This is a genomic window from Pedobacter agri, from assembly GCF_032678665.1.
Classification (GTDB): domain Bacteria; phylum Bacteroidota; class Bacteroidia; order Sphingobacteriales; family Sphingobacteriaceae; genus Pedobacter; species Pedobacter agri_A.
In genome coordinates, this window is record NZ_JAVTSH010000002.1 from 414,155 (window position 1) to 430,554 (window position 16,400).

The 16,400-nt window shown below is 37.1% G+C and carries 11 protein-coding genes and 1 tRNA gene; 7 read left to right on the forward strand and 5 right to left on the reverse strand.

Annotation, left to right across the window (positions count from 1 at the left end):
• The first annotated feature begins 122 nt into the window (after positions 1-122).
• Positions 123-1,868, forward strand: coding sequence for a glycoside hydrolase family 13 protein (locus R2Q70_RS05365; protein WP_316806623.1), 1,746 nt, complete (start codon positions 123-125; stop codon positions 1,866-1,868).
• Between the two features lie 98 nt (positions 1,869-1,966).
• On the opposite strand, the gene R2Q70_RS05370 is transcribed toward R2Q70_RS05365, so the two are convergent.
• Together R2Q70_RS05370 and R2Q70_RS05375 are read right to left on the reverse strand one after the other, a co-directional pair.
• Positions 1,967-2,040 (reverse strand) — tRNA-Ile (locus R2Q70_RS05370).
• 123 nt (positions 2,041-2,163) lie between these two features.
• On the reverse strand, positions 2,164-2,409 hold the full coding sequence (locus R2Q70_RS05375) for a hypothetical protein (RefSeq protein WP_316806624.1): 246 nt from the start codon (positions 2,407-2,409) through the stop codon (positions 2,164-2,166).
• 262 nt (positions 2,410-2,671) lie between these two features.
• Here R2Q70_RS05375 and R2Q70_RS05380 point away from each other — a divergent pair, with 262 nt between their 5' ends.
• From R2Q70_RS05380 to R2Q70_RS05400, 5 genes are all read left to right on the forward strand, one after another.
• Positions 2,672-3,889, forward strand: a complete 1,218-nt coding sequence (locus R2Q70_RS05380; protein ID WP_316806625.1) for a Pycsar system effector family protein — start codon at positions 2,672-2,674, stop codon at positions 3,887-3,889.
• Between the two features lie 9 nt (positions 3,890-3,898).
• The gene (gene ppk1 / locus R2Q70_RS05385; RefSeq protein WP_316806626.1) at positions 3,899-5,932 is read left to right on the forward strand and encodes a polyphosphate kinase 1; all 2,034 of its coding nucleotides are present in this window, start codon (positions 3,899-3,901) and stop codon (positions 5,930-5,932) included.
• Positions 5,933-5,943: 11 nt separating this feature from the next.
• On the forward strand, positions 5,944-6,849 hold the full coding sequence (locus R2Q70_RS05390; protein WP_316806627.1) for an SdiA-regulated domain-containing protein: 906 nt from the start codon (positions 5,944-5,946) through the stop codon (positions 6,847-6,849).
• A gap of 39 nt (positions 6,850-6,888) precedes the next feature.
• The gene (locus R2Q70_RS05395; RefSeq protein WP_316806628.1) at positions 6,889-10,494 is read left to right on the forward strand and encodes a BamA/TamA family outer membrane protein; all 3,606 of its coding nucleotides are present in this window, start codon (positions 6,889-6,891) and stop codon (positions 10,492-10,494) included.
• Between the two features lie 141 nt (positions 10,495-10,635).
• Entirely contained in the window at positions 10,636-13,050 is a 2,415-nt protein-coding gene (locus R2Q70_RS05400; protein WP_316806629.1) for a GAF domain-containing protein, read from the forward strand.
• A 64-nt stretch (positions 13,051-13,114) separates the two neighbouring features.
• On the opposite strand, the gene R2Q70_RS05405 is transcribed toward R2Q70_RS05400, so the two are convergent.
• A complete protein-coding gene (locus R2Q70_RS05405; protein ID WP_316806630.1) occupies positions 13,115-13,717 on the reverse strand; it encodes a GIN domain-containing protein in 603 nt (200 codons plus the stop codon).
• A 270-nt stretch (positions 13,718-13,987) separates the two neighbouring features.
• Here R2Q70_RS05405 and R2Q70_RS05410 point away from each other — a divergent pair, with 270 nt between their 5' ends.
• Positions 13,988-14,344 (forward strand): two-component system response regulator, encoded by a 357-nt coding sequence (locus R2Q70_RS05410; protein ID WP_316806631.1) that lies wholly within the window; start codon positions 13,988-13,990, stop codon positions 14,342-14,344.
• Here the strand turns inward: R2Q70_RS05410 and R2Q70_RS05415 are convergent, their stop codons facing one another.
• Both R2Q70_RS05415 and R2Q70_RS05420 read right to left on the reverse strand, forming a co-directional pair.
• Positions 14,345-15,649, reverse strand: a complete 1,305-nt coding sequence (locus R2Q70_RS05415; RefSeq protein ID WP_316806632.1) for an AarF/ABC1/UbiB kinase family protein — start codon at positions 15,647-15,649, stop codon at positions 14,345-14,347.
• 5 nt (positions 15,650-15,654) lie between these two features.
• Positions 15,655-16,308, reverse strand: a complete 654-nt coding sequence (locus R2Q70_RS05420) for a TetR/AcrR family transcriptional regulator (protein ID WP_316806633.1) — start codon at positions 16,306-16,308, stop codon at positions 15,655-15,657.
• Positions 16,309-16,400 lie beyond the last annotated feature (92 nt).

Consider the following 16,400-nt stretch of genomic DNA (forward strand, 5'->3'; position numbering starts at 1 on the left):
TCATTGCGTTTTAGATGAATTTACCTTCAATCAGGTATAATTATTCAATATTCCCTTAACTTATGCATTACCTAGTCAGATCATCCTTCCTTTTAGGAATATTATTAATCTCGCTCAATTCTATGGCTCAGAAGCGTTTCACGCCCGAATGGAGCAAGGGGATGGTGTGGTACCAGATTTTTCCGGAACGTTTTAACAATGGCGATCCCACCAATGATCCCAAAGCTGAAGACCAGGACGGGGCTTACCCGTTTAATACCACATCGCCTTTTCAAATCCATCCCTGGACGAGCGACTGGTATGAGTTGCAGCCTTACGAAAAACAAAATGGTAAGGATATTTACTATAACCTGCAACGTCGCCGTTATGGTGGGGATTTGCAGGGCGTTATTGATAAACTCGATTACATTAAGTCTTTAGGGGTCGATGCCATTTACATGACACCAATTTTTTGGTCTCCATCTTCTCATAAATATGATGCCCTGTGCTACCACCACGTTGATCCAACCTTTGGGCCCGACCCTAAGGGCGATATCGCCTTAATGGAAAAGGAGAATCCGCTGGATGTAAAAACCTGGGTATGGACAAAGGCTGATTTATTAGCCTTAAAACTTATTAAAGAAGTTCATGCCCGCAACATGCGCATTATTTTCGATGGTGTTTTTAACCACATGGGCGTAAAAAGTTTTGCCTTCCGCGATGTAGAAAAAAACCAGCAGGCTTCGCCATACGCGGATTGGTTTGCTGTGAATAGCTGGAATGATGCCGCCAAAGGCACCACTTTTGATTACAACGGATGGTTTGGCGTTAAAACACTTCCAGAATTTAAGGAAGATGAGCATGGTATCGTGGCTGGCCCTAAACAATATATTTTTAATGCCACTAAACGCTGGATGAACCCTATGAACAAGGGTACAAAAGATGGAATTGATGGATGGCGCCTGGATGTAGCTTATGATGTGGGGCATCCCTTTTGGAAAGACTGGAGAAAGTGGGTGCGCAGCATTAGCCCAACCGCTTACATGACAGCAGAGTTGGTATATCCTATAGATCAGACAAGGCCATACCTTGAGGGTGATGAGTTTGATGCGACCATGAACTACAATTTTGCGTTCATTATGCATGATTTTTTTATCCAGGATAAAACCGGGTCTTCGGTAACGGCGTTTGATACCCGTTTAAAAGAACTACGTGAAGCCTTTGGCAATGATGTGGCGCTAAATATGCAGAATCTGATGAACAGCCATGATGCCACCCGCCTGGCAAGTGCGGTTGCAAATCCTGACGGTATGAAATTTGGCGATTGGGGAAAATACTTTAACTGGAGCCAGAAGAGTAATAACAAAGATTATAACGCCCGCAAGCCTACAGCCAGTCAGATACAGAAACAAAAACTGATTGCTGCTTTCCAGATGCTGTATCTAGGGTCACCAATGATTTTTTATGGAGATGAGGCTGGGATTTGGGGCGGCAATGATCCTGACTGCCGTAAGCCCATGATTTGGGAAGGCAAAAAATATGATGCCGAAAGCTATAATCCGAACCAGACCAGGCATGATCCTGACCAGGTTGCATTCAATAAGGACCTTTTTGACTGGTATCAAAAATTTATGTTATTGCGCAAAAAGTATAAATCATTACAACTTGGAGACTATACTACCATTGAAAAAAATGATGCGCAAAGGTTTTACGTTTTTAGCCGTAAATACAATAGTGAAGAAGTACTTGTGCTGGTAAACCGATCAGATAAGCCTGTAAAATACGAAAATTCAAGATTGGCAGGTGGCAGGTATAAGGAAGTTTTCTCTAAAAAAGCGCTTAGGTCTGTAACGATTGAGCCTATGAATCTCGTAGTGCTTGCTAAATAAATGTTTAGGCTGTTTACCTTTAAACTTGTTGAAGACTTTAGATGACCTAAAGCAATTTTAACCCATAAAAAAACCCTTCAGTTTTACTGAAGGGTTTGTGGGCCCAGCTGGGCTCGAACCAGCGACCAAAAGATTATGAGTCTTCTACTCTAACCAACTGAGCTATAGGCCCTGAAAAAACATTCGTTTTTTTGCGAGTGCAATGTTACAAATTTGAATTCAATTTTGGAAAATGTTTTTAGCTAAAAATTAAATATAGACTCATTTTGAGCAAATTAAAATCAAATAGCAGTTATCAAAACAAATCAATCAGTAAAACTTTTCCAAAGCGATAACGAGTATCGGCATATCTTGAAATTAAACGCATATTTTTAACCAGCAATCTATTTTTGTGGAAACATATTTTGAACGAAATTAAATCGAGTTTGCTGAATGAAGTTAGATTTTTGGAAACTTCGAAGTCAATTTCCTGACCATTCGAATCCGTAATAACTCCTGTACCTAACTGATGATCGTATAATTTCAAAATTCCAAATCTCATTTTATAGTAATGTGCTGTAATTTAAGCCTTTATTTCATGATAAAAGCCAATTAAATTTTATTTATGAATATTGATGATTATTGGTAATGATATGCGAATTGTAAATTTGATGCGGTGATTTGCTTACAACGGTCGGTTTAGCCGCTTTTTATAAAATTTAGCGTAAATTTATCATCTGTAACCAAACAATTTTGGTTAAAAAGTATTTAAAGAAAATGCATTTCTTCCAAACAAATAATTTATATCAACCAGAAACACATTCATGAACTACAAACAATTGCAGGAAGATGTAGAACAGCACGTTAGCGATTACTTCCATACTCACAACGATCCGCGATTGGTTTATCATAATTTGGAACATACCGAGGAGGTTGTAAGTGCAGCCCAGCAAATTGCAAATCACTATCAATTAAACGAACAAGACTATTTTACCGTAACTGTTGCAGCATACTTTCATGATACAGGTTATTTTGAAGATGCATTTAACCACGAGGTTAAAGGTGCAGAATTGGCTGATCAGTTTCTGCTCACCCATAAGGTGAACGATGAAGTTAGGCAACAGGTGAGAAGTGCAATTCTGGCTACAAAAATTCCACAAACTCCTAAAAGTCAAATCGACAAAATTATTTGTGATGCCGATCTTTTTCATTTAGGATTAGCCGATTTCCGGAAAAAAGGAAAGCTCATGCATAAAGAAGCTGAGCTAATCCATAAAAAAGACATTAGTAAATTAGATTGGCGCAAAAGAGATATCCAGTTTATGGAATCTCATCGTTACCACACTGATTACGCCATTCTTTTGCTAAACGATCAAAAACAGGCCAATATCACCAAGCTAAAAAGCAAGCTAACGGCTCAACAGGAAATTAGTACCGAACTTGCCGAGCCACGTAATTTTGCGCCAACTATAGATCTCGGAAAGAGCAAAAAGAAAGATAAAGATGATCGGCCGGATAAAGGTATCGAAACCATGTTTCGCATTACATCGGCCAATAATCAGCGGTTAAGTGATATGGCAGATAACAAAGCACATATTTTAATTACCGTAAATTCTATCATGCTTTCCTTAATTGTGAGTTTGCTTTTACGCCGGCTGGAAGATCATGGAAACCTGATTATTCCAACTTTTATCCTTCTTATTGTGAGTTTAACCTGTGTGGTGGTTTCTATCTTGTCAACACGTCCATCTATCCCTAAAGGAGAGTTTACGCAGGAGGATATGGATAATAAAAAGGTAAACCTCTTATTTTTTGGTAATTTCTATAAAATGAGTTTACCAAGTTATACTGATGGGATGATCAAGGTAATGAATGATAAAGATTTTCTTTATGGAACTTTAATTACCGATGTGTATTCGCAAGGGGTGGTTTTGGGAAGAAAATATAAATTGATTCGCCTGGCTTACAACATATTTATGTGGGGTTTAATTGCTGCGGTATTTGCCTTTGTAATTGCATATGCAGCTTACGGTAAACTTTAAAGGCATAAAATGATTGAAACATCTTTTTTTAACAGAGATTTAAGCTGGCTGAAATTCAACGAGCGGATTATCATGGAGGCCGAACGCGATACGGTTCCATTGCTCGAAAGAATTAAATTTCTCTCTATATTTTCTTCAAACCTTGATGAATTTTATCGTGTGCGTATGCCTGTGCTTTTGGCTTTAGAAAAACTGAGCAACCGGGAAGATAATGATATTCACATTGAGGAGGATCTTTTAAAAACGGCTAATCAGTTTATTTCCGATCAGCAGCAGCGTTTCGGAAAAACTTTAAAGTCGAGCATTATTCCTGCGCTGAAAGAAAACCACATTACTTTGGTTTATGGCCATGCTTATCCTAAAGCGATTGAAAAACCTGTTACGCAATACTTTTTGAGTCAGGTACTGGCATTTTTACAGCCTGTTTATATTGATGGAAATACCAGTTTCTTTCCTGCTAACAATGAACTTTATTTTTTGATTACGCTTAAACGTGATTCGGGAACAAAAGCGGTGGTACTGAATATTCCATCGAACGAATTACCTCGTTTTTATAAAGTTGAAACCCCGAATGAAACTTTTGTTGTCTTTTTAGATGATATTATTCGTTTCCATTTGGATCGCATTTTCCCAAACGATGAAGTCTCTGGCTGTTTTAGTTTTAAAATTACACGCGATGCTGAGATCGATTTAAAAGATGAATATTCCGGAAGTTTGTCTGAACAGTTGGAAAAACAGTTGCAGAAACGGGATTTGGGTTTAGCAACACGTTTTCTGCACCAGCCAGGAATCCCACTGGAGGTTTTAACACTGGTAAAAAAAATATTTAACCTCAAAAAAGCCAATAATATCGAAGGTGGTCAGTATCATAACCTGAAAGATTTAATGGCTTTTCCGGTAAAGTCAGATAAACTTTCAAACGACTCATGGCCCAAAATATGCAATACTGACTTTATCGATGGAACGCTAACAGAGGCAATCGAAAAGAACGATATCATTGTACATACGCCTTATCAGAGTTACGATAGTGTTTTGCGTTTTTTTAATGAGGCTGCAATTGACGAATCCGTACAAGAAATCTATGTTACACTATATCGTGTAGCAAGCGATTCAAAAATTGTTAATGCCTTAATCAGCGCAGCTAAAAACGGTAAAAAAGTTACGGTTTTGGTGGAGTTAAAGGCTCGTTTCGATGAAGCAAACAACATCAAATGGGCAAAAAAAATGAAAGCCGTTGGTATAAACATTATTTATAGCGTTACGGCACTAAAAGTACATGCAAAGGTTGCTTTAGTGAAGCGAAAAGTTGATGGTAGAATGCGTTATGTAGGTTTATTTGCCACTGGTAATTTCAATGAGACTACAGCGGGTTTTTATACCGATCATATTTTAATGACAGCCAATAAGGAGATGCTTCGTGAGGTGGAATTGCTTTTTATATTCCTGGCTAAACGTATTAAACCTACCGCAGATAATTTCATAAACTTTAATGAGTTGTTGGTGGCACAGTTCAATTTGCAACAGCGTTTTCTTTCGTTAATCGATCGGGAAATTGAATTTGCGAAGCAGGGTAAAGCAGCAGTCATTACCATTAAAATGAACAATCTCGAAGAGAAGGTACTCATTAACAAACTTTACGAGGCATCACAAGCTGGTGTGAAAATCGAATTAATTGTTCGCGGAATTTGCCGCCTGGTTCCTGGTGTAAGCGGAATGAGTGAGAACATTAAAATTACCAGAATTGTAGACCGCTATCTGGAACATGGTCGGGTTTTTATTTTTAACAACCTCGGTGAGGAGGAAGTTTATTTGGGCTCTGCCGACTGGATGAACAGAAATATTTATCGCCGGATTGAGGTGTGCTTTCCAATCCATGATCAAAAAATAAAAAAAGAAATTTTAGATATCATCAATATTCAAAAACAGGATAATACACAAGCTGTTATTATTGATGATTTGATGAATAATGTGCCGATTAAGGATGGAGAAATCCCAATTGCGTCACAACATGCCATCTATCAATATTTAAAGAACAAGAATTAAATTTTTATCCAATGAACAAGAATAAAACAAAAATAACAACAGTTGCTGCATTAATGGCTTTAGCTTTTGCAGGGGTTTCATGTGTAAACGAAAAACACGAGGATAAAACGGCTTCAACTGAAGAAAGAGCAAAAACAAGTACTTCGAAAGCTGATTTGCCATACGATTTAGCTAATCCGGTAAAATACAACATGCCACAAAACCTGTTCGAAATTTCAGGAATTGTATTTCATAAAGGTGATCCGAGCAGAGTATTTGCCATTCAGGATGAAGATGGCGATTTATTCTATTTAGGTTTAGCGGATAAAGCATCTAAATTCACCAAATTCGGAGGTAAGGGCGATTACGAAGATTTAGCGATCATCAACGATCAGATTATTGTATTGAAGAGCAATGGAGAACTGCATACATTTCCAATTTCAGAAATTAGCAAACCAGAGGCGGCGAATGTGGTTAAAACGAAAGACCTGGTTCCGAAGGCAGAATATGAAGGTTTGGCTGCTGATGAAAAAGCCGGGATGGTTTATGTGTTAACAAAAGAAGTGAAGAAAGGTAAAAAAGATGAAACGGAGATTTTTGCCTTTAAATTCGATGGAGGTAAGTTTACACCAAGCGGAACCTTTGCACTGTCATCCAAAGAAATTGCTGATCTGGCTGGAGAATCAAAACTGAAATTTCGTCCATCAGCGTTGGCTAAAAATCCATCAACGGGCGAATGGTATGTACTATCCTCGATGAATAAATTATTAGTAGTTACCGATGCTGATTTCAAAATTAAAGCTACTTATCCGCTTAAAGGGAGCGCATTTAACCAGCCGGAAGGAATTGCTTTTGATCGGGATAACAATCTTTACATTTCCAATGAGGGCGGCACCCTGGCGGCAGGAAACATCTTAATGTTTAAGCTTAAAAAGTAGTCAGCCGAAAATTATCTATCTTTATACAAACGCCAGGCTATGATTAAAAGATTTACCCTTTTAGCAATTTTATTTTTAACTCATTTTATCACCTTTGCGCAAAGCGATGTCAAATATCGTGTTATTCTTTTTGGCGATGCAGGGGAGATGAATCCGGCGCAAGTGCAGGATTTAAAGCATGCGGCCAAACAGATTATCCCCAAAAAAACAACGGTAATTTACCTCGGAGACAATATTTATCCAACAGGGATGGGTTTGCCTGGCAGTATTGAAGAAGAAGAAACCAAGAAAATTCTTCGCTCGCAGTTTGAACCGATGCGTAAAGCTGGTGCTCCAGTTTATTTCATTCCGGGTAATCACGATTGGGATAAATCTGGTCCGAAGGGTTTAGCTAAAATCAAGGCGCAAGATGATTTTTTGAAAGCTCAGGGAGATCCGCTATTGAAATTGATTCCTGACAACGGTTGTCCGGATCCGGTAGCGATTAAATTAACGGATAAATTAACCATTATCGCTTACGATAGTGAATGGTGGTTGTTTCCATACAATAAGTCCAATCCGGCTGGCGAGTGCGAATGTAGAACCAAAGATGAGGTTTTAGTCAGGATGGAACAATTGCTCGAGCAGAATAAAGACAAAGTGATTTTGCTGGCTTCGCACCATCCGTTTCAAAGTTACGGACCGCATGGTGGCTATTTTAATTTGCGAAATCACCTGTTCCCATTAACTTCCCTAAATAAGAATCTTTATATTCCGATGCCTGTTTTAGGCTCGGTTTATCCGTTTTTAAGGTCTACATTATTAAGTCCTGAAGATTTAAATCATCCTGCTTATAAAGATATGATCAGGTCGGTAAACGGCGTTTTTGGAGATTATCCAAATGTCACTTATGTTGCTGGTCATGAACATGGTTTGCAACTTATCAAAGGAAAACAGCTTCAAATTGTAAGCGGCTCAGGTTCGAAAGTTTCGCCGAATAAGCAAGGTAAAACATCTTTGTTTCATGAAATGCAGCAGGGTTACGTGGTAGCAGATCAGTTGATGAATAACGATATGCGATACGATTATTATGTGTATTCAGACAGCAGCGTAAAAAAAGTTTATAGTTATACCAAGAAATTCGAATTGCTGCCAACAAAAGTGAGGAACAGGGACAAACCGATCACAGCAGATAGTATTTTCGTAAAAATTAAACCAGAATATGATAGCGTTGGTCGTTTTCATCGATATGTTTTTGGTGAGAACTACCGTAAAGAATACGCAGAGCGAACCAAAGTTCCGGTATTAAGGGTTTCAAAAATGATGGGCGGTTTAAAAGCTACCCAACGTGGAGGCGGAAACCAGTCACGCTCTTTACGCCTGGAAGATAACAACGGGAAAGAGTACGTATTAAGAAGTGTAGAAAAGTTTCCTGAGGTTTTATTACCGGAAGGATTGCGCAACACTTTTGCCAAAGATATTATTAAAGATAACATGTCGGCGCAACATCCTTTCTCGGCTCTGGTTGTGCCAGAACTGGCAAAAGCGGCCAATATCCCACATTCTAATCCGATCATTGGCTGGGTTTCTCCTGATGATGGTTTAGGAGAATTTGAGTCAGCTTTTGCCAATACCTTGTGTTTGTTTGAAGAGCGTGAACCCGTTGGCGAATCAGACAGTTCGCCGAAAATGGATAAGAAACTAACCGATGATAACGACAATAAGTTAGATGGTCCGGCTTGGGTGAGGGCCAGAGCGCTCGATGTTCTGCTGGGCGACTGGGACCGACATGAAGACCAGTGGCGTTGGAAAGAAACCAAAACGGAAGACGGTTCAAAATATACGCCGGTTCCCAGAGATCGCGATCAGGTTTTTTACATGGGCGATGGTAAAATACAACGTTTCACGCAATCATCATCTTTGCTGCCAATGATGCAGGGGTATGAGCGCCCGATTCAGAATATTAACTGGTTTTTATGGGAGGGGAGAGAGATTAGCAGCCGTTGGACTGCCAATATCGATGAAGAGGAATTTGATAAAATTATCAAAGAATTTTGCGCTAAGTATAATGATGAAGTTTTTGAAAAAGCATTAAAAGCGCTTCCTGAACCAAGTTATTCGCTTCATCACGATGTCTTTCTGGCAACGCTTCGGGAGCGGATTGCCAATATGCCAAAGATGATGAATGATTACTATCATTTCTTTAACCGTATTGTAGATATTGAATTGACCAACAAACATGAGTTAATTAAAATTTCAGATACCGATAATGATGGTTTAAGGGTAAAAATCAATAAAATATCCAAAGAAGGAAATATTAAGGAAGAGTTATTCGATCGCAAATTCGATCCAAAAGTAACCAGAGAGCTTCGGATCTACATGCATAACGGTAACGATAGCTTACTTCTTGATAATAAAAAATCAAATATTAAGATCAGGATTATCGGTGGCAAAGGTGATAAGTTTTATGATTTTGCCAATAGTAACGGAACCGTCAAATTATACGGAAGAACAAATAAGGCAACCTACCAAGGTGAGGATCAGAATAAAGTAAGTAAAATTATCTCCAATGATACCTCCAATTTCAGTTATATTCCAAAGGATATGTACCGCAGACGTTCGTACAACTTAAATGCAGGCTATAACCGCGATGATGGAATTTTATTAGGCTTGGTTTACAAGCAGACTAATCCTGGTTTTAGAAAGCAACCCTGGGGCAATTCTCAAACGGTTTCTTTTTTACACTCTTTCTCTACAAAAGCTTTCAGGTTTAATTATAAAGGCGAATGGTTAAAGGCGGTAGGCAAAGGAGATATTGTAGTAAACGGAAATGCTTATGCACCCAATAATACACAAAACTTCTTTGGCCTAGGAAATGATACACACTTTGATGAGCATGGCGATGATATCCGTTACTACCGGGCTCGTTTTAACCTCTACCAGGTAGATGCGGCAATCAGGTGGCGCAGACCCAAATCTACTTTTTCAGTTGGACCATCTTATCAGTATTATAAATTTAACAGGGAAGATAATGATGGACGATTTATCTTAAACCCGGGGGCACTACATTCTTCTGACAGTCTGACTGTTAGGAATGAAAAAATGTTCGCTGGCGCAATTGTTAACTTTACCAACAATACCCGTGATAATGATTTGTTACCAACGCTAGGCAGTTTTGTTGATTTTAAATTGTTGGGTTATAAAGGCGTAAATAAATATTCCAATTCAATTGGGCAATTTACGGCCAGCATTTCGCTTTACAAAAACCTCGATGGCCGGAAAAAATTCATTTTGGCCGATCGCTTTGGGGGCGGTGTAACCGTTGGACAACCAGCATTCTACCAGGCTTTGTATCTTGGTGGACAAGGAAATCTTCAAGGTTACCGTCAGTTTAGGTTTGCAGGTGAACACATTTTCTATAATAATTTAGAGTTAAGAGCAAAACTTGGCGATTTAGTGAGTTATGTTTTACCCGGACAAATTGGCTTAACAGGATTTTGGGATGTAGGAAGAGTTTGGAAACGAAATGAAGCATCGCAAACATGGCATCATGGTGTTGGTGGAGGGGTTTATTTCGCTCCGGCATCACTCACAGTTGTTCGATTTGTGATGGGCCATTCTTCTGAAGGCTGGTATCCTTACTTCTCACTAAATTTTAGGTACTAAATTTGTGTAACATCAATATAGATGTTTGATCCAAGTATTACGTTGTGCAGACTATTGTTGCTTCATGGAGTGCGTATCTTTGCTAAGCGTTTAATCATAAATCGATCACTATAAAATTTACACTATAGATAAACTTATACCATGAATACCAACGTAATAAAAATTCATAAAAATGAATGTATAGGTTGCCAGGTAGAATCTGCATTATCTTTTCGCCCCCTTGTGGAATATTTAAAAGATAGGCTTAAAACAGAAAAATCAGTTAAATCAGAATTTTACAGGTTTTTACTTGAGAAGATAGAAAAAGACGAGGTGCTTTTAAATAGCATCGATGCTGAAGAATTATCGAAATACAAAGATACATTAGAATTAATTTTTACCATTTTAACGCCTTTAATGGGCGATGAAGATGATTTGTTTTGGGCTTTAAGTACCCCAATTCCTGATCAGATTTTCTTCAGTACAAATGCTTTTTACAAGTTTTTTAAAGATCACGATCCTAAAAATAAAGTAAATAAAGACAGCGAGCCGGTAGAGAAAAAGCAGCTGAAGTTTATATACAATATTATTTTAAACCGTTTCTATAACTTTACTTATGTGCTTAAAAATGAAATTATTTATGCACATGTAAATGAAGAAACTAAACTTACCCAATATTATAATATCCAAACAGATACTAAATTTGTTGATATTAAACATAAAGGGAAATTGCCTGAATTAAATTTCGAGGCATTGGCTCAATATTTTCAGGAAGATAAGGAGTTGGAATACTTATTGGATAATCTGCCTTTAAAAGATTTCAAATTCGACGGTTTTAGTATCATTTCCATCACTGATGTAACGTTACAGCATTCAATTGATGGAATTCGTGATGCTTTGGTGAATCACAATTATCAAACTGAGGCCTATACACACGTGATCCAGGCTTTAAAAAGTTTGAGTGGTGATGGAGGTTTAGAGTTTGGTTTAATGCCTTTCTTAACCGTTAACAATAAACTGGTTTTCGATAACAAGGAGTTTTCGCAAAGTATGCTGATTAATTCGGCAAAGGCGGCAAACCTTGAAGAAGAAGTGTTTTATTCTTTGGTTGATAAATACAAAGAAAATCCAAAGGCGATTTTTGTAAGTGCCATCAATGACGATCAGATTACCAAAGATCCATTTTTACGGGTTTTAAAGGAAGCCGGTGTTTGCTCATATTCGGTACTACCCGTGTATTATAATAATCAACTGGCTGGGGTTTTGGAAGTTTATTCAAACCATGAGGTTCAGGTTGATGACAAGTTGCTTTCCAGATTACGTCCGGCGATGCCATTGATTGGACAGCTTTTTCAATACAGTATTGAAGAGTTCGATGCAAAAATGGATGAGGTGCTGATGGATAAATTTACCGCCTTGCAACCTTCGGTTCAGTGGAAGTTTAATGAAGCAGTATGGCATTTTCTTCAGAGCCAGAATAGCAATAGCAAGGTGAAAGAAATTGAAACGGTTACCTTCAAACACATGTATCCGCTGTTTGGCGCTGTTGATATCCGTAATTCAACTACGGAGCGTAACATTGCACTGAAAGATGATTTGAATGTGCTTTTAAATCACTTGATTGATGCTTTAAAGGCAATGAAAAAAACCGTGAAGCTCGATTTGATTGATAAACTTCTGTTCAATTGTAAAGATTGGATTAAACAGATCGGAAGTTTTGCATCGTCGAATGAAGAGAATCAGTTAAGAGAGTTTTTAGAGCTCGAAGTTTATCCTTTTTTATCAATTATTAAAGGTAACCATCCTGAAACTGCAGAAATTGTTGATCAATATTTCGAGGTAATTGTACCTGCTACCGGAGCAGCATACGCCAACCGCAGACAGTTGGAGATATCAATGCAATTAATTAATACAGAAGTCAGCCAGTATCTCGAAAAATCTCAGGCAAATTTGCAGGCTTCATACCCTTGTTATTTTGCAAAATTCAGAACGGATGGGGTAGAGTACGATATTTACATCGGGCAGGAAATAGCGCCTGAAAAACCATTCGATTTATTGTATCTGAAAAATATTCGCTTGTGGCAATTAACGTCAATGGTTGATATCGCTCGTTTATCAAAAAGTTTAATTGGCGAGATGCCTCGTAAATTAGAAACTACGCAGTTAATATTTATCCACTCAAATGCTATTGATATTAGCTTTAGAAATGATGAGCGACGTTTTGATGTGGAAGGTGCTTATAATATTCGATATGAAGTGGTAAAAAAACGTATTGATAAAGTATTAATCAAAGGAACAAATGAACGCTTAACTCAGCCACATAAAATTTCTATGGTTTATTTCAATCCGGATGAAGCGAAAGAATACATGGAATATATCAAGTACATGCAGGTTCAGGGTTATTTGAACGATGATTTAGAACAGCTTGATTTGGATGAACTGCAAGGTGTTTCAGGACTAAAAGCTTTACGTGTGGGTGTAAAATACTTGGATGCTAAAAAAGATGCGACTAAGAAGTTAAAACCAACGGAACTGAAATCAATTGAAAAAGAGATTGCAAAAATGCTGCAGAATTAAAAATAAGGTCAATAGAAAAAGGCTTTCTGTTAAATCAGAAAGCCTTTTTTTATGTGCTTTTTAATTAGTTTATAGATGCAATTTCTTTTTCAACCGCCACAGTTTCTACTGAGCTGATGTTAGTTCTTAAAGCCGCAAATTTATCTATGGTTAGTTTCTGAGTATTTCCCATTACTAATGTGTGGTTATCTGTCGATCCACTTAGTTTAAGGTCTGCATTGTCATTAATTACGGTATATAATCCTTCTGTGCTGGTATTAATTTCTGCATGCGCATTTCCTTTTAAAAAGATTTGAAGGTATTTAGAAGTTATTTTTCCTTCAGTTTTCACCACTGCATTTTCCGAGGCTTCAATTCTAAAAATGTCGTTCACATAAACCACTACCTTTGTTAAACTTTTATTTGGTGATGAAATTTTAAGGTTATCTCCATCCTGCATAATTTTTGCAGTTCCGGCATTATCTTCGGCATAATTAACGCCAGTTGTCGATCTTTGAATTAAAGTAACTTCCACATTTCCTTTTACAGAAATTCTTTTAAAGTTGCCAGTTTTTGAAATTTTTACGGGTGCAATTTCTGTTGCAGAAACAGCGGAAGAAAATACAGCTGTTGATAAAATAATTGCTGCTAATGAAGATGTGATTAGGGTTTTGATTGAGGTTTTCATAACGTTTTTTATTTAATAATTAAATGTTAATTAATTGTTATTGAATTGTTTAGGTGATTTTGTTATTGTTTTGTAGATAAGACGCAACCTGTAGTGAAACGTTGCAGCCTGTTAGTTGATTTTATACAAGCCACAGTTAATTCTCGACGAACAGGCTTTAATTCAAGACAAAAAGATTTGAATTTTTATAAACCTGAAGTAAAATATTTTTGAAATGATTATTCAATTATTCTTTTTCTTATATTTATAAATAATATTCCTATATAGTTTATGAAGAAAAAGGTTGTACTTGTTCAGGATAATAAGGATATCCTAGAGATAATGGATCAAGTATTGGAGGAAGAGGGCTTTGATGTAACGGCTTCGTTAACAACAGAACCGATTGAGAAAATTGATAAAATCGAACCTGATGTGGTGATTGTAGATGATCACATCAAGGGAAAAAAGAAAGGTTCAGAAGTGATTAAAGAATTAAAATCTGATCCAGAGACGGAAAATGTAGGCGCTGTATTAACCTCAACGTCTAATGATTTACCTGAAACTGCCAAAGAATGTAAAGCCGACGACTACATTGAAAAACCATTCGATATCGATCATATGGTAGAGGTAGTTAAAAAAAACGCCTAACTATCTGTTAAGCGTAGGTTCATAAGTGTCTGTATTTACCGTTGCACTCAATTCATGTAAAATTTGATATAAACCAAAGTTTGTACGGTTTACATAAATAAAATGCTTTACGCCACGTGCCTGTTTAAATTCAGGCATCTTTGAAATTTTTTCGCCGTAAGCATATAATTGATCAAAAAATTCTGGTTTGCTAAAGTCAAAAATCTTATTAATGTATGGTTTTGCAAAAAGGCTGATCATTTCCCGGTAAGACTTATAATAAAATTCTACCTGCTCTTCGGTATCATCAGCATGTATCATATCGAGTTTTCTAAAAGCATCGATCGTTTTTGCTTTATCATTAATCACATCAGTTGATATCAACGAGAAAAAAGGATAGTAAAAGTCGTTTGGCATTTCTTTGATACAACCAAAATCGATTACACCGAGATCCTCATTTGGGGTTATCATAAAATTACCAGGATGTGGATCGGCGTGTACCGCCCGCAATTCATGTTGCTGGAAATTGTAAAAATCCCACAATGCCTGGCCAATTTTATTTCTTAACTCCTGAGACGGATTGGTTTTTAAAAACTCCTTTAAATGCAATCCTTCAAGCCAGTCCATCGTAATGATACGCTTTCCTGACAACTCCGGATAATATTTTGGAAACACAACATGATCAAGATTCTGGCAATCTTGCGAAAACTGAATCGATCTTTTTACCTCCAACTCGTAATCGGTTTCTTCTAATAAACGTTCCTCAACTTCTTTGATATAGATGTTAAGTTCACGTTCAGACATGCCCAATAACCGAAATGCGAAAGGTTTAACCAGTTTTAAATCTGATGAAATACTATCGCCAACGCCAGGATATTGGATTTTGACAGCCAATTTTTTGCCATTTAATGTAGCCTGATGAACCTGGCCAATTGAAGCAGCATTGCTTGATTTAAGGTTAAAAGTATCGAAAATCTGCTCTGGAGTTTTACCAAAGTTTTTGGTAAAAGTTTTTACAATCAGCGGTCCGGAAAGGGGAGGAGCATTATATTGCGATTGCGTAAACTTATCTACATAAGATTTTGGCATGATATTCTTGTCCATGCTCAACATTTGTGCAATCTTTAACGCACTACCTTTAAGCTCACTCAAAGATTTATAAATATCAGTCGCATTATCTTCATTAAGCTGTTCACGATCCATATCGGGATTAAAAAGCTTTTTAGAATAATGTTTGATATAGTTACCGCCGATTTGGAAACCTGTTTTAACAAACTTAGCTGATCGCTCTACCTTGGTAGTTGGAATACTTTCTTGTGCCTTCATCTACTTTAAAATCCCATCTTTTCTTTAAACTTTCCATTTCGAGATAAAAACTTACCATAGTCAATTAGGTTGTCAATTGGCGAGTGCTGGAAAAGATCAAAAGTGACATTAATTCCCTTTTCAATTGCCTCATCGCTTTTTTCAAAACCGTCACTATCATCATTAATCCAAAAATTTACGATAAAAGCAAATTGAACCCAAAGTGCATCCTTGTAACGTTTGGTTAAAAATTTACGTTCAGCGAGTTCACCGGTATCTAAACCTTCATCAATAATTTCTTGTGCAAAATTTTCGAAGATGGGTTTAACGCCTGCTAAAACATTAGGCGTAGCAAATTTGCCCTGATGATTTTTTAAACTGTAAATAACGAAACTGCGATCTTTTTTTAAATTTTCGAGATAGCTGTAGAAAAAAGAAAGGATCTTTTCTCTGGAAGTGTACTGTTGCCACACTTCCTGTTCTTTAATCTTGCTGATGGTTTCAAAAGTAAGTTCAAACCAGATGGTTTTTTCAATGCTTTCGAAAGATGAATAAAACTGATAAAAGTCTGCTTCGGTAATTTTAAGCTTTTTTGCAAAACTATAAACCGATTTAGGTTTTTCGTTGTTGCTTAAAACATAATCTATATAAGCTGTTCTGATTTGCTGCGCAGTTGCCATAATCACTGTTTTTTACAATGATAACGTTTTAATCATTTGCTTGTTTTGTAGCACATAAATTTGTTAATCACAATTTTGTAATAATAGCTTTC